Annotated in this window: 15 protein-coding genes and 3 pseudogenes; 4 read left to right on the top strand and 14 right to left on the bottom strand. The window is 72.2% G+C overall.

Features of this window, described 5'->3' with window-relative positions; translation table 11 throughout:
• Positions 1–29 precede the first annotated feature (29 nt).
• From ABT245_RS19330 to ABT245_RS19310, 5 genes and pseudogenes are all read right to left on the bottom strand, one after another.
• Complete coding sequence (locus ABT245_RS19330) at positions 30–1,196, bottom strand: cytochrome P450 family protein (protein ID WP_351735079.1); 1,167 nt, start codon at positions 1,194–1,196, stop codon at positions 30–32.
• Between the two features lie 746 nt (positions 1,197–1,942).
• A complete protein-coding gene (locus tag ABT245_RS19325) occupies positions 1,943–2,674 on the bottom strand; it encodes a DUF7873 family protein (protein ID WP_351735077.1) in 732 nt (243 codons plus the stop codon).
• 40 nt (positions 2,675–2,714) lie between these two features.
• Positions 2,715–3,472 (bottom strand): annotated as a pseudogene (locus ABT245_RS19320) (nucleotidyltransferase domain-containing protein).
• A 132-nt stretch (positions 3,473–3,604) separates the two neighbouring features.
• Positions 3,605–4,573, bottom strand: coding sequence for a prolyl aminopeptidase (gene pip / locus ABT245_RS19315; RefSeq protein ID WP_351735075.1), 969 nt, complete (start codon positions 4,571–4,573; stop codon positions 3,605–3,607).
• Between the two features lie 37 nt (positions 4,574–4,610).
• Positions 4,611–5,312, bottom strand: coding sequence for a uracil-DNA glycosylase (locus ABT245_RS19310; RefSeq protein ID WP_351735073.1), 702 nt, complete (start codon positions 5,310–5,312; stop codon positions 4,611–4,613).
• Between the two features lie 243 nt (positions 5,313–5,555).
• Here ABT245_RS19310 and ABT245_RS19305 point away from each other — a divergent pair, with 243 nt between their 5' ends.
• Complete coding sequence (locus ABT245_RS19305; RefSeq protein ID WP_351735071.1) at positions 5,556–6,173, top strand: RNA-binding S4 domain-containing protein; 618 nt, start codon at positions 5,556–5,558, stop codon at positions 6,171–6,173.
• Between the two features lie 8 nt (positions 6,174–6,181).
• Here the strand turns inward: ABT245_RS19305 and ABT245_RS19300 are convergent, their stop codons facing one another.
• Positions 6,182–6,646, bottom strand: coding sequence for a DoxX family protein (locus tag ABT245_RS19300; RefSeq protein WP_351735069.1), 465 nt, complete (start codon positions 6,644–6,646; stop codon positions 6,182–6,184).
• A gap of 63 nt (positions 6,647–6,709) precedes the next feature.
• Positions 6,710–7,426 (bottom strand): class I SAM-dependent methyltransferase, encoded by a 717-nt coding sequence (locus ABT245_RS19295; RefSeq protein WP_351735067.1) that lies wholly within the window; start codon positions 7,424–7,426, stop codon positions 6,710–6,712.
• Positions 7,427–7,741: 315 nt separating this feature from the next.
• On the opposite strand from ABT245_RS19295, the gene ABT245_RS19290 reads away from it, so the two are divergent.
• Entirely contained in the window at positions 7,742–8,068 is a 327-nt protein-coding gene (locus tag ABT245_RS19290) for a DUF6343 family protein (RefSeq protein ID WP_351735065.1), read from the top strand.
• A 91-nt stretch (positions 8,069–8,159) separates the two neighbouring features.
• Here ABT245_RS19290 and ABT245_RS19285 read toward each other — a convergent pair whose 3' ends face one another.
• The 5 genes and pseudogenes from ABT245_RS19285 to rpsA all read right to left on the bottom strand — a co-directional run bounded on the left by ABT245_RS19285 (position 8,160) and on the right by rpsA (position 13,096).
• On the bottom strand, positions 8,160–8,540 hold the full coding sequence (locus ABT245_RS19285; RefSeq protein ID WP_351735063.1) for a tetratricopeptide repeat protein: 381 nt from the start codon (positions 8,538–8,540) through the stop codon (positions 8,160–8,162).
• 50 nt (positions 8,541–8,590) lie between these two features.
• A complete protein-coding gene (gene coaE / locus ABT245_RS19280; RefSeq protein WP_351735061.1) occupies positions 8,591–9,223 on the bottom strand; it encodes a dephospho-CoA kinase in 633 nt (210 codons plus the stop codon).
• Between the two features lie 676 nt (positions 9,224–9,899).
• Positions 9,900–10,835 carry a PAC2 family protein gene (locus ABT245_RS19275; protein ID WP_351735059.1) on the bottom strand — a complete coding sequence of 312 codons (936 nt, stop codon included), beginning with the start codon at positions 10,833–10,835 and terminating at the stop codon, positions 9,900–9,902.
• Between the two features lie 146 nt (positions 10,836–10,981).
• Positions 10,982–11,089: pseudogene (locus ABT245_RS46135) on the bottom strand (FAD-dependent oxidoreductase); the annotation flags it as partial.
• A gap of 513 nt (positions 11,090–11,602) precedes the next feature.
• Positions 11,603–13,096 carry a 30S ribosomal protein S1 gene (gene rpsA, locus ABT245_RS19270; RefSeq protein ID WP_351735057.1) on the bottom strand — a complete coding sequence of 498 codons (1,494 nt, stop codon included), beginning with the start codon at positions 13,094–13,096 and terminating at the stop codon, positions 11,603–11,605.
• 377 nt (positions 13,097–13,473) lie between these two features.
• Between rpsA and ABT245_RS19265 the strand changes: the two genes are divergently transcribed.
• Positions 13,474–14,286, top strand: coding sequence for a class I SAM-dependent methyltransferase (locus ABT245_RS19265; RefSeq protein WP_351735149.1), 813 nt, complete (start codon positions 13,474–13,476; stop codon positions 14,284–14,286).
• Between the two features lie 163 nt (positions 14,287–14,449).
• Positions 14,450–15,418: pseudogene (locus tag ABT245_RS19260) on the top strand (DEAD/DEAH box helicase); the annotation flags it as partial.
• Between the two features lie 167 nt (positions 15,419–15,585).
• Here ABT245_RS19260 and ABT245_RS46130 read toward each other — a convergent pair.
• A complete protein-coding gene (locus ABT245_RS46130) occupies positions 15,586–15,906 on the bottom strand; it encodes a hypothetical protein (protein WP_502982151.1) in 321 nt (106 codons plus the stop codon).
• 148 nt (positions 15,907–16,054) lie between these two features.
• Positions 16,055–16,738, bottom strand: a complete 684-nt coding sequence (locus tag ABT245_RS19255; protein WP_351735055.1) for a TIGR04282 family arsenosugar biosynthesis glycosyltransferase — start codon at positions 16,736–16,738, stop codon at positions 16,055–16,057.
• Positions 16,739–17,057: the final 319 nt, after the last annotated feature.

Raw genomic sequence — 17,057 nt, 5'->3', positions numbered from 1 at the left:
TTCTCCACCGCGCGGCACGGGCGCCGCAATCAGTAGGTCACGGGCAACGCGACCAGCCCCCGCGCGCGCAGCGACCGGCGCCACCGCAACTCGCCGTCGGCGAGGGCCAGATCCGCGAACCGCTCCAGCAGCGCGGCCAGGGCGATCTCGGTCTCCGCGCGGGCCAGCGGAGCGCCGAGGCAGTAGTGGATGCCGTGGCCGAGGGCGAGATGTCCGCCGGCGTCACGGCCGAGGTCGAGGCGGTCGGGGTCGGGGAAGCGGTCGGGGTCGCGGTTGGCGGCTGCCGGTGACACCCAGACCGTCTCGCCCGCTGGCACGGTCACCCCGCCGATCGTGACGTCCTCGACCGGGAAGCGGCGGATGGCGAGCAGCGCGGGCCCCTCGTAGCGGGCGAACTCCTCGACGGCGCCCGGCAGCAGGCCGGGGTCCCGGCGCAGCGCGGCCAGCTGCTCGGGGTGGCTGAGGAGGGCGAGCACCGAGTTGCCGATGAGCTGCACCGCGTTCTCGTAGCCGGCGAACAGGATGAGGAAGGCGAGGGACATCAGTTCGTCCTCGCTCAGCCGGTCGCCGTCGTCGCGCACCGCGATCAGGTCGGAGAGCAGGTCGTCGCCCGGCTCGGCACGCTTGTCGCGCAGCAGCCGGGTGAAGTACCCCAGCATCGCCACCACGGCCTCCTTGCCGGCCTCGGGCCGTGCCGGGTCGGGGGCGACGAGGCTGTCCGTCCAGACCCTGAAGTCGAGCCGGTGCTCGTCCGGAATGCCGAGCAGGTCGCAGATGACGGTGATCGGCAGGGGTGCGGCGTAGGCGGCGACGAGGTCGGCGACGCCGTGCGGGCCGAGCGCGTCGAGCAGCGTGTCGGCGGTGCGCCGGATCGGCGCGCGCAACCGCTGCACGCGGCGCGGTGTGAAGGCCCGGCCGACCAGGCGGCGCACACGCGTGTGGTCGGGCGGGTCCATGTTGAGCAGGTTGGCGTCGAGTGCGGGTGGCAGCGAGAAACCCTTGTAGGTGCCCGCCGAGGCGTGCTGTTTGTCGAGCGCGAGCCGGGGGTCGGCCAGGGCTTCGCGTACGTCGTCGTAACGGGTGACGAGCCAGGCGGGGGTGCCGTCGGGGCCGGTGATGCGGTGCACCGGCGCGCTGTCACGCAGCCGCCGGTACACGTCGTACGGGTGGTCGAGGAGGCCGTCCGCTAGATCCATGAGGCACAGCCTAGAAAGAAGCGGGTGCGCGGGTGGCGTACTCCTGAAGGCGGCACCGTCGGCCGCCGGACGGGGCGGCGGTCGGGGCGAACCGGCGGGGCGGGGCGCCGCGGTGGCCGGCGGGGCAGGCGCGCAGGCGCCGACGACCGGCCGGCTGCGGCCATCAGCCCGCGAGCGGCAGTTCTGGGGCCGTGGGCCCGAGATGCCGTCTGCCGCGCTCCAACTCGGTGACAGGTGCACGGGGGTGTTCCTTGTCCGGAGGCCCCCTTGGTGCTCTCGTCGTGCTGAACACCACGGCGTGGCCGGAGCGGGTCCCGGTCGGTTCGTCCGGCCGAACGGGAGCGGACCCGGGGGCGTAGCCTGCCCCCGGGCCCTGGAAATGCCGTCCACGATCACACGCCGGCACGCTTGAGGGTCCAGGTCAGTCGTTATGTCGTCGCGTCCTGCCTTTGGACCACCGCACATCGAGCTGTGCGGACCGGACTTGAACCGGCATCTCGACGCCCTGGGGCCTGGGCCCGGTCGATCCGGCGATCGACGGCGAATGCTGAGTCTGGAGCGAGAGTCTGAGATTGATCGCGGTCTGCCTCTGCCGGTTGGGCCACCGCGGCACGGGGATGGTCCATGGATGCCGCGGGGAGGACTCGAACCTCCACTGGAACCGCGCAGTCACGACAAGCTTCAGCTTCAGCTTGCGCTCCTCGCGCACCCCGGTCACCAGGACCGGGGAGTCTTACATGGTGCGGTTACCGGAAGAGGTAACCGAACACGGCGTCACCGACCCGCTGGTCGACGACGTCGACGCCGTTCGCCTCCTCCCGCGCGAACTTCACGGCCTGCTGCAACTTCTCGACCCGGTCGAGGAGTTCGTTGACGCGGCGGGCGGGAAGCGCGCCGGAGAACTTCACGGTGGTCCAGTATCCGATGGGCATGTCCTCGTGGTAGACCTCGACCTGGGCCGGATGCTTGTCGGTGGCCTCCGCCTTGACGTGGTTGCGCGGCACCTTCTTGGTACGCAGCGTCCGTACCGGCTCGGTCTTCCAGGCGTCGGTGGACGGGTCCTGCACCCATGACTCGGAGGCGTCGAGCACCGGCAGCTTCCGCACGAAGGTGTTGAGGTCGACGAGCTGCTTCTCCAGGAACAGCAGGTAGGACACGGGGACGTCGGCGACGAGCACCCGCCCGTCCACCGTCACATCCGCCCGCGCGGTGCAGTTGGCCCAGTCCTTGGTGGCGGTCACGTCGAACAGCCGCGTCAGGGTCGCCGCGGTCTCCCGCAGCACATCCTCGGCCTTGACCTGCACCCGCGTCGACTCGGGCGGCAACTGCTCGCCCTCCTCGTCCTTCGGCTGGTACGTCCGGGAGATGCCCGCCAACAACGCGGGCTTCTGCAGCCCGTGATGAGCGGCCGTCAGGTCCTGGTGCGCCTTGGACTTGATGCCCTTCTCGACTGCGATGATCTGGTTGAGTTTCGCCACGGGAAAACGCTAACAGCGTCAACTCAGCTATTTCGAACGATTATTCTGCGGGCCGGCCGTCATCGCCGGCCGGGCCGGCGGCCATGGCGCGGGCCACGGCGACCGACTCTTCGAAAAGGGCCTCGGCCCGCTCGATCCCGGCCACCGGACCGGCGCCGTCCAGATCGGTCACGATGTCGTCGACGGCGCGCAGTCCTGCCCGCTCCAGCAGCCGTTTCTCGTTGGTCACCCATTCCCCGCGGGCTGCGAGCACCGCGTGGGCGGTCTGGGCGGCGGCCACGGCGAGGGCGCCGGCAACCTCGGTGAGGCGGCCGAGCGGCGCGTGGTTGGCCTTGGCGTAGGCGAGGGTGGCGCGGGCAGTGCCCCGCCAGTGTTCGGGGGCGGTGCGGCGCAGCTTCGGCGGGTAGGCCGCGGGGCGCGGCAGTTCTCCCCGCAGCACCGTGTTGATCGCGAGTTCGGCGACGAGCAGGCCCGAGCCTCTGCCAGTTCATGCTCGACGACGTCCAGGTCGCGGTAGTGCACATCGACGCGCCGGCCGTCGATGGTCAGCCAGGCGCCGCCGTTGAAGACGCCGCCGCCCCAGTCGCCGATCTCTGACACCTCGCCCGGCCAGCCGAGGGCGCGCAGCTCCGCGGGGTCGAAGCGGCCCCGGTAGTAGACGGCGAGGTCCCAGTCGCTGTCCGGCCGGTGGATGCCCTGGGCCCGGGAGCCGCCGAGCGCCACAGCCCGAACGGCGGTAAGCGCAGCAAGGCGGTCGGCGATGGTGTCCAGAAACGTCTGGTCAGGATCGGACAGCATGGGCGGCTCCGGCGGGCGAACGGGACGTCGGGTGCGGCGCGGTGCGTTTCCGCGGGGATCGGCGAGAGGCGGAGATCGGCTGGAATCGAGGATCGACGGGGACCGGCGGGAGCCTGTGTGCGGCGGGCGTGATCAGTACGTGGGCGCTGTGTACTTGTCCGTCGCTGCTACCACCGCGTCCACGATGCCCGGCGCGCCGGCGTTGTGGCCTGCCTCGTCCACGATCACCAACTCGCTGCCGGGCCAGGCGTGATGGAGCCGCCAGACCATCCCGACGAGGTTCGCCAGGTCGAGACTGCCCTGGACGAGGGTCCCCGGGATGCCCTTCAACAGGTGCGCGTCGCGCAGCACGACGCCCGTGTCGTTGCCCTCGCCCAGGAAGTGGTCGTTGCCCCAGTAGTGGGTGACCGTGCGGGCGAAGCCCATCCGGAATTCCGGGTCCTCATACCGTTCGACCGACCGCGGCGGCGCGGGAACGATCGCCGTCTCCCAGTCGGTCCAGGCGCGCGCCGCCCGCTCCCGCACGGCCCGGTCGGGCGACTCCAGCAGCCGGTGGTAGGCGGCGGCGATGTTGCCGTCCCGCTCGCCCTCGGGCAGCCCGGCCAGGAACCGCTCGAACGCCTCGGGGAAGATCTTCCCCAACCCCCGGGTCAGCAGCGCCACTTCGGCGTTGGAGCCGGTCGCCACCCCGGCCAGCACCAGCTCGGACACAACCTCCGGATGCGTCTGCGCGTACCGCAGCCCCAGCACCGAGCCCCAGGAGACGCCCCACACGAGCCACCGCTCGATCCCGAGGTGCCGGCGCAGCAGTTCCAGGTCGGCGATCAGATGGGCCGTCGTGTTGACGCTCATGTCGGTGCCGTACGCGCTCGCCCTCGGCGTCGAACGGCCGCTGCCGCGCTGGTCGAGCAGCACGATGCGATAGGCGGCCGGGTCGCAGTAGCGGCGCAGGTGCGGGGTGCTGCCGGAGCCCGGACCGCCGTGCAGCATGACCGCTGGCTTGCCGCGCGGATTGCCGCAGGTCTCCCAATGGACGAGATTGCCGTCGCCGACGTCGAGCATGCCGTGGTCGTACGGTTCGATCTCCGGATAGAGGCTCACCGGGGCACCGTAACGACCCCGCGGCGGGCCTGTCCTCTCATTTGCGGCCCGGCAACCCGGCCGCGTCCGCCGCCGTGCGCAGCACCTCCCGCAGCATCTCGGGCGTGAGCCGCCCGGTGAAGGTGTTGCGCTGGCTGACGTGGAAGCAACCGAAGAGGTCCAGCCCCTCAAGGGACACCCGGGCGCCGTGCGCGAAGGCCGGCCGGGGACGCGGGATCGTCCAGCCCGTCGCGGCGAATGCGGGCAGCGCGGCCTGCCAGCCGAAGGCGCCCAGCACGACCGCCGCCCGCAGGGTGGGCCGCAGCAGCCCCAGCTCCCGCACCAGCCAGGGGCGGCAGGTGTCGCGTTCGGCGGGCGTCGGCCGGTTGGCGGGCGGGGCGCAGTGCACGGGCGAGGTGACGCGCACGCCGTACAGTTCCAGACCGTCGTCGGCGCTCACGGACGTGGGCTGCGAGGCCAGCCCGATGTCGTACAGGGCCCGGTACAGCACATCGCCCGAGCGGTCGCCGGTGAACATGCGGCCGGTCCGGTTCCCGCCGTGCGCGGCGGGCGCCAGCCCGAGGATCAGCAGCCGGGCGTCGGACGGTCCGTAGCCGGGCACCGGGCGGCCCCAGTACGTCCAGTCGGCGAAGGCGGCGCGCTTGGTCCGGGCCACCTCCTCGCGCCAAGCGACCAGCCGCGGGCAGGCCCGGCAGTCGGCGATGCGCCGGTCGAGAGCGTCGAGGCCACTGCTGTCCATGCCCCCACGGTATGCCCGTCGAACGGCCACACCCGCCGCCATGGACGGAAACGGCGGACGGCACAGACAGCGGGCGCCGTACGGCGGGCGCGAGCAGCCGGCACTGGGCAGCAGACGGCATAGGGCGACCGACCGACCCCGGGCAGCGGGCACCACGCCGCGGGCAGCCGACAGCCGGCGTCCGGCAGCCGCGGGCAGGAAAACGCTGCCGTGCTCCCCGGTCCGGCGAGCTAAGGTCGGGGCATGGCTTCCGAGGATGCGGACGTGAACGGCGACCATGGGACCGAGCGGTCCGGCTCCCCGACAGGCCCCCGGACGGGTGCCCGGGCCGACGCCCCGGCCGAGGACCTTCCCGCGCGGACCGACGCCGAGCCGGAGGGCTCATCGGACGCGCCCGCCGCGGACACCATGGACCCCAAGGTCGCCGCGGCGGTGGCCGCCGCCCAGGCGGCCGGTCCGGGAAAGGGCGAAACCGTCCGCATCGACAGCTGGATCTGGGCGGTCCGTCTGATCAAGACCCGCTCGCTGGGCGCCGCCGCCTGCCGTGGCGGCCACGTCCACGTCAACGGCGAGCGTGTGAAGCCCGCGTACTCCGTGCGCGTCGGCGACGAGGTGCGGCTGCGGCACGAGGGCCGGGAGCGGATCGTCATCGTCAAGCGCCTGATCCGCAAGCGGGTCGGCGCCCCCGTGGCGGTTCAGTGCTATGTCGACAACTCGCCGCCTCCCCCGCCTCGGGATGCCGTCGCCCCCGCGGGCGTGCGCGACCGCGGCGCCGGCCGTCCCACCAAGCGGGACCGCCGCGAACTGGAACGACTGCGGGCCCTGCGCAGCCTCGGCAACCGCCCCCCAGGACCCCGATAACCCCCTGGTCATGCCTGTCGGCGCACCAGTCGCAGCAGGTCCGCGTTGCGCCCGCGTCGGGCCCAGGCTATGAGGGCCAGGGGCACGATCAGGATGAGCGGGGTCGCCGCGTTCTCCCCGTCGAAGGCGGTGAGCTGGACGACGAACGCCCCTACCATGAGCGCGCCCAGCGCCATGGCCGCCACCGACTGCAGGACCGGTATCAACAGGGCCACGGCCCCGGCCAGTTCGAGCACACCGATGATGTACATGCCGGTGTTGCCCCAGCCGATCTGGTCGAAGGACTCGGCGGCCGAGGAGTGCGCGATCAGCTTGGGCAGGGCACTGGCGATGGCGTAGAAGAGCGCGAGCAGCATCTGCAGGCCGAACAGGGCGGCACGGGCGCGCCGGCCACGCGGGGTCGCGGACTCGGCGATGACCGTACCGGAGGAGGTGTCAGTGGCGGACGTGCCGGAGGCACTGATCTCGGACATGGGTTCTCCCGTTGAAACGTCCTGGTCGCTGTCACAGAGGCAGACCCCTTTTCGACACGGAACTCATCGCCGTCCGGCGAACCCGGTGCGGTCACAGCCCTGGGCCGTCCGGACCGCTCTGACCCACACCCGGTCCGGTGTCAGATACTCGTCCACCTCCAGTCCGGCCTCCGCCAGTGCCTCCTCGAACTGTTCCTTCGTCAGCGGACGGGCCAGGAACCTCTGTGTCCAGACCGCGTCCGGGAACACATACTCGGCGTGCACCGAGTTCACCCCGTCGCCGACCGGCTCGGCCGAGACCATGCGCACGGTGTAGCCGCTCGGATCGACCCGCTCCCTCGGGAGATTCGTGTGGTAGTCCTCGCCCTCCCGCTGGATCAGCACGCAGCCGCCCTCCGCGACATGCCGGGCGCAGGTGCGCAGCAGGCCGCGCCGCACCTCTATGTCCCCGGCGTGCACCAGGAACGACGCGAGCATCACGACGTCGAACGTCTCACCCAGGTCCAGATCCTCGATCGGACTGCATAGGGTGCGCGCCCCGCGGACGCGCTCCAGCATTTCCGCGGACTCGTCGACCGCGGTGACCATGAAGCCGCGCTCCAGCAGGGGGTGGGTCACACGTCCGACGCCGCAGCCCAGTTCCAGGATGCTCGCCCCGACCGGCACGGCCGCGGCGATGATGTCCGGCTCGTCACCGACCGGCAGGCGCGAGTAGAGCTCCACCGCGCAGCCGTCCGGGGTGATCGCACCGGGCCCCGTGCCCTCGTATCCCTCTCGCATTTCAGCCGTCATGCCCGAACAACGGCCCGACGCCGCACACCCGTTCCCATGACGCAGCGGTTCACCCGTTCGAGTGGACGGGCCGGTGCGCTGCCCACACCCGCCGCGGCCCGTCGCCCGCGCTGGACGGCCATGATCCCGGGCACGCCAGGTCGAGCAGCAGGTCAGACAGGTCTCCCGCGCCGGTCGGCACGGCGGACCGCTGCCGGTCGGCACGGCGAAGCCGCCGGTCGGCGTCCGCTCGGAGACCTCGACCGTTGCACTTGGTCGGCGTCCGCATCGAAGAGTACGTTGCAATCAGGAGTGGTGATCTCGATGCGTACGGGCAGTGAGCCGACGACCGCGCGCAGTGCTCTGCGGGCGCGGTTCTGGCTGAGCGTATGGGGGGTGGCCTGGGCGATCTTCGGAACGGCGGTGTTCGCGCTGCTGGGCCGGACGGGCTGGGCCATTGCCTGCGGAGCGTTGTGGCTGGTGACCACGATCGACCTGCTCGTGATCGTCCGGCATATCCGGCAGGGGCCGCACTACCAGCCGGGCCGCGATGTACCGCCGTACCCTCCGGCAGAGAGCCCGCCGCCCTACCGCCGCCCGCCGCAGCGCCGGCCGCGGTATCGCCGCCCTCCCCTGCACCGGCACCCGTGACCATCGGGGGCACCGGCATGCACGGCCCCGCCGCTTCCCGCGACACCGGCACTCAGGCGCCCCCGGGCTCAGGAGCCCTCAGGCCCCGGGCTCAGGAATCGAACTGCGCCGCCTTCAGATACTGCGGGTTCGGGTCGAGCGCCGCCGCCAGCCGGAAGTGCCGCTTGGCCTGGTCACGGCGGCCCTGGCGCTCGTAAGTGCGGGCGAGAGCGAAGTGCGCGAACGCGTTGTCCGGCTCTCGTTCCAGGACGATGGTGAACTCCAGCTCGGCGGGCCGCAGTTGCGCGGCGGCGAAGAAGGCACGCGCGCGAAGCAGACGAGCGGCCGTGTTCTCGGGGTGCGCGGCGATGACTCCGTCGAGCAGTTTCACCGCGCCCCGCGGATCCCGTGCGTTGAGCAGATGCTCGGCGGCACGGAAGTCGATGACATGCGTTTCCGGAGTACGTCCGGGTGATCCGCTGGTCTCGGGCACGGCACACTCCTTCCCTCGCAGAGACCGTTCAACGCCCCGTCGGGCGCATGCTATTCCCCGGCTGCCCCTGCGGCGTCCGCGCGGTGGGCGTGTTCCCTGCGGACCAGGTCGGCCCACACCTCGGCGACGCGCCGCCGCAGGGCGTCGAGGGACACGTCGTTGTCGATGACGACGTCCGCGATCTCCAGGCGCTTGTCCCGGGTCGCCTGCGCCGCCATACGCGCGCGTGCGTCCTCCTCGCTCATTCCGCGCCGCCGTACGAGCCGGTCGAGCTGGGTCTCGGCGCCGGCGTCCACGACGACCACGACGTCGTAGAGCGGCGCGAGGCTGTTCTCGGCGAGAAGCGGCACGTCGTGCACGACGACGGCGTCATCGGCCGCCGTGCTCTCCAGCTCACGGGAACGGGCACCCACCAGGGGGTGCACGATCGAGTTGAGAACAGCCAGCTTCTCGGGGTCGGCGAAGACGATCGCGCCGAGCGCGGGCCGGTCCAGGCCGCCATCGGCGGCGAGGACCCGCTCACCGAAGGCGTCGACCACCGCCGCGAGTCCGGGGGTGCCGGGCGCGACGACCTCGCGGGCGATGCGGTCGGCGTCGATCAGCACGGCACCGTGCTGCACGAGCAGCCGCGACACCTCGCTCTTTCCGGCGCCGATTCCGCCGGTCAGGCCAACTTTCAGCATGGTCGGAAGCCTAGACGCTGCGCTTGGCGGACGGGATGGGAGGGGACGGACCGGCCGCCCCCGGTCACTGCGGGTCGGGATCCGAGTCCGGGGGCGTCTGTGTCCGGGGCCGATCAAGACGGGATCCTTTACAGCCGGGGCTGTCCGAGTCCGGGCCGTTTGCGTGCGGGAGGTCGGGGCCCGGCCATCGGGGTGGGGGCCCTTCGAAGGTGGCGTCATTCGTGTCGGGAGCGCTCGTGCCTGCGCTGCGTGCGCCGGCTGCGCGAAAGGGCGTGCCGCCCGTGCTGCCCGTAGGCGGCCCGAGCGCCCCCGGACTCGGACGGATCTGAGCCGAACCGCCTCACACACGAACGGCCCCGGACTCGGACAGCTCTGGGCTCGGACGGGCCCGAACCGCCCCGCACAAGAACGGGCGGACTCATACACCCCGGGCTCGGACGAGCCTGGGCTCAGACCCCCGGACCCCCGGCTCGGACGAGCACAGGTTCAAACGCCCCGGGTTCAGACGAGCATGGGCTCGAACACCCCCTGGTTCAGACGAGCACGGCCTCGAACACCCCCGGCTCGGACGAGCACAGACTCAGACACCCCCGGTTCAGAGGAGCAGAGGCTCAGACGCCCCCGGACTCGAACCGTTCAGACCCCTCGGGTCCGAACCTGATCGCCCCGGGACCCGTCAGCCCTCGCCCTCCCGTTCCGCCAGGAAGCGCTCGAACTCCTGGCCGATCTCGTCCGCCGACGGGATCTCGACCGGTTCGGCGAGCATGTTGCCCCGGGTCTCGGCGCCCGCCGCGGCGTCGTACTGGTGCTCAAGGCCCTGGACGAGTGCCGTCAGTTCCTCGTCGCCCTCCTGGATCTGCCGGTCGATCTCGGTCTGCGTGCGGTACGCGTCCGTACGCAGCGAGTGTGCGATGCCCGGCAGGACCAGGCCGGTGGCGGCCGTGATGGCCTCCAGGACGGTCAGCGCCGCGTCCGGGTACGTGGAGCGGGCGATGTAGTGCGGAACGTGCGCGGCGACGCCCAGGACGTCGTGTCCGGCCTCCATGAGGCGGTACTCCAGGAGCGCCTCGGCGCTGCCGGGCACCTGGGCCTCTTCGAAGGGGCTGCGGCCCGGTACGAGGTCGGTGCGGTTGCCGTGCGGCGTGACGCCCACGGGGCGGGTGTGCGGGACGCCCATGGGGATGCCGTGGAAGTTCACCGACAGACGGACGCCGAGCCGTTCCACGATCTGCCGTACGGCGGTGGCGAAGCGCTCCCACTCCACGTCGGGCTCCGGGCCGGACAGCAGCAGGAAGGGCGCTCCGGTGGCGTCCTGGACGAGGCGGACCTCGATGGCCGGGACCTCGTAGTCGGTCCAGCGGTCCCGTTTGAACGTCAGCAGCGGGCGGCGGGCCCGGTAGTCCACGAGCCGGTCGTGGTCGAAACGGGCCACGAGTTGGTGAGGCAGCGAGTCGAGCAGCCGGTCGACGATCTGGTCGCCGGTCTCGCCCGCGTCGATGTATCCGTCGAAGTGGTAGAGCATGACAAGGCCGGCCGACTCCTGGGCCAGCGCCATGTCGACGACGGCCAGCCCCTTCGGCTCCCATGCGTACAAACCCTGCGGATCAAGCACTGTGACCGCTCCTCCTCTGTTCCCCCCGGCTCAACGTCCGCGGGAACGCGGGCATTCCCGCCTCCCGGGTCCGGTCGCGGCGGCTGCGGGCGGTGCCGGGACCGCGTGGAGCCGCCGTGTCGAGGCGTCGGACGGGGGCAGCAGGCGAGCACGCGCCGGTGCAGCCCGGTGACGGCCTTGCGGGCGGAGGTGATCGCACCGTGCTGCCAGGCGTCCAGGTAGCTCAGGTAGTCGCCGGCGAAGTACGCATGGCCCTGTGCCCGGGTCCAGGTCGGTCTCGGTGATGCTCCCGAAGGTCCTGAAGTCCGCTCCCACCAACGGCTGCTGTACTCAAGGCCGATCTTGGAGGCGTGGTCGCTGTGGCGGGGCGGCTGGAACGGCGTCTTTTTCTCGGCCGCGTAGGCGGCGGTGGGGGCAAGGCCGAGCGCCCCCCATGGCGGCGAACATGGCTCCCGCTGCGCCGGCGACGCCGACGCTGCGCAGGAAGGTACGACGACTCGTTCCCCACCCGGGCTGAGGCTGTGCCATGTCGGAGGCTCCCATCTCGGTCATGAACGACCGAGGAAGCCTCCCCATGGGCGGTTACGGGCCATCGGTTCTTGGTGTATCCCGCACGTTTCTACAAGGGCGGGGGCAACGCCGGTGAGTCGCGGAGCTGCCGGGGGCTCGCAAGGCGGAGCTGCCGGGGGCTCGCAAGGCGGAGGGGCCGCACCTCGAAAGGTGCGGCCCCTCTTTCAACTGCCCAGCCTCAGCGGCAAGCGCTCAGGTCAGCTCTGACCACCGGCGAGCTTCTCGCGCAGCGCGGCCAGCGCCTCGTCCGAGGCCAGCGCGCCGGAGTTGTCCGCGCCCTCGGAGGAGTACGAACCGCCACCGGACGCGGCCGGAGCGGCGGCCTCGCCGCCCTCGGCGGCAGCAGCGGCGTCGGCCTCACGGGACTTGATGACCTGCTGCTGGTGCTGCTCGAAGCGCTGCTGCGCCTCGGCGTACTGGCGCTCCCACTCCTCGCGCTGCTTCTCGTAGCCCTCGAGCCAGTCGTTGGTCTCGGGGTCGAAGCCCTCGGGGTAGATGTAGTTGCCCTGGTCGTCGTAGGACGCGGCCATGCCGTACAGGGTCGGGTCGAACTCGACCGCGGCCGGGTCGGCACCGAAGGACTCGTTGGCCTGCTTCAGGGACAGCGAGATCCGGCGGCGCTCCAGGTCGATGTCGATGACCTTGACGAAGATCTCGTCGTTGACCTGGACGACCTGCTCCGGGATCTCCACGTGGCGCTCGGCCAGCTCGGAGATGTGGACCAGACCCTCGATGCCCTCGTCGACGCGGACGAACGCACCGAACGGAACCAGCTTCGTGACCTTGCCGGGCACGACCTGGCCGATCTGGTGGGTGCGGGCGAACTGCTGCCACGGGTCTTCCTGGGTCGCCTTCAGCGACAGGGAGACGCGCTCGCGGTCCATGTCCACGTCGAGAACCTCGACGGTGACCTCCTGGCCGACCTCGACGACCTCGGACGGGTGGTCGATGTGCTTCCAGGACAGCTCGGAGACGTGGACCAGACCGTCGACGCCACCCAGGTCCACGAAGGCACCGAAGTTGACGATCGAGGAGACCACACCGGAGCGGACCTGACCCTTCTGGAGGGTCGTGAGGAACGTCTGGCGGACCTCGGACTGGGTCTGCTCCAGCCAGGCGCGGCGGGACAGGACCACGTTGTTGCGGTTCTTGTCCAGCTCGATGATCTTGGCCTCGAGCTCCTTGCCGACGTACGGCTGGAGGTCGCGGACCCGGCGCATCTCGACGAGGGACGCGGGCAGGAAGCCACGGAGGCCGATGTCGAGGATGAGACCACCCTTGACGACCTCGATGACGGTACCGGTGACGATGCCGTCCTCTTCCTTGATCTTCTCGATGGTGCCCCAGGCACGCTCGTACTGGGCGCGCTTCTTCGAGAGGATCAGGCGGCCTTCCTTGTCCTCCTTCTGGAGGACCAGGGCCTCGATCTCGTCACCGACGGCGACGACCTCGTTCGGGTCGACGTCGTGCTTGATCGAGAGTTCGCGGCTCGGGATGACACCTTCGGTCTTGTAACCGATGTCGAGCAGGACCTCGTCCCGGTCGACCTTCACGATGACGCCGTCGACGATGTCGCCGTCGTTGAAGTACTTGATCGTCTCGTCGATCGCTGCGAGGAACGCGTCCTCGTTACCGATGTCGTTGACCGCTACCTGCGGGGTGGTGGCGGTGGTCTCGGTGCTGCTCGTCATGTGGGAAAGGGCTCCGGTACGGACATTGAAGTCGTAGGTACTGCTTACGCCGGGAGCCCGTTTCGCTCTGCAGAAGCCGGACAGCCTAGGAAGCGCCTCACCGGGAATCCGGCGACGGCGCCTCGACAACCGAGGGGACATACAACAGATGCGAGCGCAGCCTGCTACGTCTGAGGAGCGCAGGCCCGCAGCGCAACTTGTAGCATACGGGGGCAGCCGGACAGGGTCAATGCACGAAGGCGCACAGCCGGGGCGGATCGCCGCATACCCGGCACAAGAACCGTCCAGCCAGGCCACGCCGGTCCCCGTGACGCTGCGTTACACGCCGTGCGTGACACGCCCCCAGGGGTGCAGGGAACAGTACGACGAGGGAGCCGATCATCCAAGAGTCCGAAGCGTTCGAGCCGGAGGCCACCCGGCGTGCGGCCGGTGTCGCGGAGAGCGCACGCGCCAATCGCGGCTGGTGGGACCGGAACGCGGACGAGTACCAGGCCGAGCACGGCACGTTCCTCGGGGACGACCGTTTCGTGTGGGGGCCGGAGGGCCTCGACGAGGTGGAGGCCGAACTGCTCGGCCCCCCGAAGGAGCTGAAGGGCAGGGCCGTCCTGGAGATCGGGGCGGGTGCGGCGCAGTGCGCGCGCTGGCTGGCCGCGCAGGGCGCGCGTCCGGTGGCCCTGGATCTCTCGCACCGCCAGTTGCAGCACGCGCTGCGCATCGGCGGTTCGTTTCCCCTGGTGTGTGCCGACGCCGCCGCGCTGCCGTTCGCGGACGCCTCCTTCGACCTGGCGTGCTCGGCGTACGGGGCGCTGCCGTTCGTGGCGGACCCGCGGCTGGTGCTGCGGGAGGTGCGCCGGGTGCTGCGGCCGGGCGGCCGGTTCGTCTTCTCCGTCACGCACCCGATCCGCTGGGCGTTCCCGGACGAGCCGGGGCCGGAGGGGCTGACGGTCTCGGCGTCGTACTTCGACCGCACGCCCTACGTGGAGCAGGACGACGAGGGCCGGGCCGTGTACGTCGAGCACCACCGGACGCTCGGCGACCGGGTCCGTGACATCGCCTCCGCCGGTTTCCGGCTGGTGGACCTGGTCGAGCCGGAGTGGCCGGCGTGGAACACGTCCGAGTGGGGCGGCTGGTCCCCGCTGCGGGGCGCTCTCGTCCCGGGTACGGCGGTCTTCGTCTGCGAGCGGGACTGAACGCACACACGCGTGGGACGGCGCCGACGCACACACGCGCGTGCACGCGACCCGGCCGGCGCGGACGTCGTGGCGAGGCGCCTGCTGACGCACACGCGCGTGGGGCGCGACCGGTGCACACGCGCGTGAGGAACGGTTCCGCGGGCGTACGACACTGGGGTGCGTGATCCGTTACGACGCCCTGGACGCCCTGCCCGTACGCGCTGCCCTGCCCGTGCTGGACGACGCCCTGTCGGGGCACGGCACCGCGGTCCTGGTGGCGCCGCCCGGCACCGGCAAGACCACGCTGGTGCCGCTCGCGCTGGCCGGGCTGCTGGGCGAGGGTCCGGCGCGCCGGGTGGTCGTGGCCGAGCCGCGGCGTATCGCGGCACGCGCGGCGGCCCGCCGGATGGCGTGGCTGCTCGGCGAGGAGGTCGGACGCTCCGTCGGCTACACGGTGCGCGGCGAGCGGGTCGTGGGGCGCCACGCGCGCGTGGAGGTGGTCACCACCGGTGTGCTGCTGCAGCGGCTCCAGCGGGACCAGGAGTCGGCCGGTGTCGACGTCGTCGTGCTCGACGAATGCCATGAGCGGCATCTGGACGCGGACACCGCGGCGGCGTTCCTGTGGGACGTGCGCGAGACGCTGCGGCCGGACCTGCGGCTGGTGGCGGCCTCGGCGACCACGGACGCGCAGGGCTGGGCGCGGCTGCTGGGCGGTGCGCCGGTGATCGAGGCGCGGGGCGCCGCGTACGACGTCGAGGTGGTGTGGGCGCCTCCGGCGCGTCCCGTGCGGCCGCCGCACGGCCTGTGGGTCGATCCGGCGCTGACGGCGCATGTGGCGTCGGTGGTGCGGCGGGCGCTGGCGGAGCGCTCGGGTGACGTGCTGTGCTTCCTGCCGGGTGTGGGTGAGATCGCCCGGGTCGCCGGTCAGTTGGGGGATCTGCGTGGCCTCGGTGACGTCGAGGTGCTCCAGGTGCACGGGCGGGCGCCGGCGGCGGTGCAGGACGCGGTGCTGGCGCCCGGGGAACGCCGTCGGGTGGTGCTGGCCACGTCCGTCGCGGAGTCCTCGCTGACGGTGCCCGGGGTGCGGGTGGTGGTCGATTCGGGGCTCGCGCGTGAGCCGCGGGTGGACCACGCGCGCGGGTTGAGCGCGCTGACGACGCTGCGGGCGTCGCGGGCGGCGGGGCGGCAGCGGGCGGGCCGTGCCGGGCGCGAGGCGCCGGGCACGGTGTACCGGTGCTGGGCGCAGGCCGAGGACGCGCGGCTGCCGCGCTTCCCGGCGCCGGAGATCAAGGTGGCCGATCTGACGGCGTTCGCCCTTCAGACGGCCTGCTGGGGCGATCCGGACGCCTCCGGCCTCGCGTTGCTGGATCCTCCGCCGGGCGGGGCGATGGCGGCGGCGCGCGAGGTGCTGACGGCGATCGGCGCGGTGGACCCGGCGGGCCGGGCGACGCCGCGGGGGCTGCGGCTGGCCCGGCTGGGGCTGCACCCCCGGCTGGGGCGTGCGCTGCTCGACGCGGCGCCGCTGGTGGGCGCGGAGCGGGCGGCAAAGGTGGTCGCGCTGCTGAGCGAGGAGGCGCCGCGGGCGTACGGCGACGATCTCGCGGGCGCGGTGCGGGCCGACCGCGTCGGCGACGGCACACCAGCGCTCCACGTCCAGCGGCAGCGACCAGCCGTCGCCGCGGCGCAGGCAGAGCGGACCGCGGCCGGTGCGCAGCGCGTCCGCGTAGGGGCCGTTCGGCACCCCACGGCGGGGAGACGACCCGCGCGCAGGCACCGGGTGCACCGCTCATCGGCCGGTGCCGGTGCCGGTGCCGGTGCCGGTGTCGGTGACCGTGCCTGTGCCTGTGCCTGTGCCTGTGCCCGTGCCCGTGCCGAGCCGGGCGAGCCGCGCGGCGAAGCGCCCGCGCGGGGCCGCCGCGGCGACCGCGCGGGCGTCGGCGGCGGTGTCCACGTCACGCAGCCGGGGCAGATCGCGTACCCGCAGACCGGCCGCGACGAGCCGGGCCCGCTGGACCGCGCCCGTCCGTGCCGTCGACATGGGCACGCCCCTGAGCAGTTCGGGGGCGGGCACTGCGAGGCCCAGCGCCCAGAAGCCGCCGTCCTCGGCCGGTCCGAAGTACGCGTCGCAGCCGGCGAAGTCCACCGTGAGCAGAGCCGGAGTCACCTGCGGTGTGTCCATGCCGATCAGCAGGGCCGGTCCCGTACAGCCGGCGAAGGCGTCCGCCAGCCGCTCGTCCAGACCGCCCGCGCCCTGCGGTACGACGTCGAAGCCGGGCGGCAGCCAGCGGCCGGGCGAGCCGTCCAGCACGAGAACGCGCCGGGCGGCCGGCGCGTCCGCCACGGCCGCCAGCGTGTCGGCGAGCGCGGCCTCGGCCAACTCCGCCGCCTGCCGGGGCGTGAACGGCGGAGTGAGCCGAGTCTTCACCCGACCCGCCCGAGGCTCCTTGGCAATGACAAGCAAGGTGATCAACGCCCCCCGCCACCTTCCACAGTGCCGCCGCCATCTGCGGTGGGTGCGCTGCGTCCCTCGGCGGGTGCGCCGCCATCTGCGGTGGGTGCGCTGCGTCCCTCGGCGGGTGCGCCGCCTTCTGCGGTGGGTGTGCCGCTTTCCTTGGGGGGCGTGCGGCCTCCTGCGGTGGGCGTGCGGCCGTCCGCGGTGGGTGCGCCGCTTCCCTTGACGGGTGCGCCATCTTCCGCGGTGGGTGCGCCGCTTCCCTTGACGGGTGCGCCATCTTCCGCGGTGGGTGCGCCGCTTCCCTTGACGGGTGCGCCATCTTCCGCGGTGGGCG

This window comes from Streptomyces sp. NPDC001508 (assembly GCF_040298665.1).
Lineage (GTDB): Bacteria > Actinomycetota > Actinomycetes > Streptomycetales > Streptomycetaceae > Streptomyces.
This window is presented reverse-complemented; position numbering and strand designations above follow the sequence as displayed.

Excerpts from the sequence above, each read along its gene's own strand:
- ABT245_RS19330 (WP_351735079.1), bottom strand. The coding sequence starts at position 1,196 with ATGGATCTAGCGGACGGCCTCCTCGACCACCCGTACGACGTGTACCGG.
- ABT245_RS19310 (WP_351735073.1), bottom strand. The coding sequence starts at position 5,312 with ATGGACAGCAGTGGCCTCGACGCTCTCGACCGGCGCATCGCCGACTGC.
- ABT245_RS19305 (WP_351735071.1), top strand. The coding sequence starts at position 5,556 with ATGGCTTCCGAGGATGCGGACGTGAACGGCGACCATGGGACCGAGCGG.
- ABT245_RS19300 (WP_351735069.1), bottom strand. The coding sequence starts at position 6,646 with ATGTCCGAGATCAGTGCCTCCGGCACGTCCGCCACTGACACCTCCTCC.
- ABT245_RS19295 (WP_351735067.1), bottom strand. The coding sequence starts at position 7,426 with ATGCGAGAGGGATACGAGGGCACGGGGCCCGGTGCGATCACCCCGGAC.
- ABT245_RS19290 (WP_351735065.1), top strand. The coding sequence starts at position 7,742 with ATGCGTACGGGCAGTGAGCCGACGACCGCGCGCAGTGCTCTGCGGGCG.
- coaE (WP_351735061.1), bottom strand. The coding sequence starts at position 9,223 with ATGCTGAAAGTTGGCCTGACCGGCGGAATCGGCGCCGGAAAGAGCGAG.
- rpsA (WP_351735057.1), bottom strand. The coding sequence starts at position 13,096 with ATGACGAGCAGCACCGAGACCACCGCCACCACCCCGCAGGTAGCGGTC.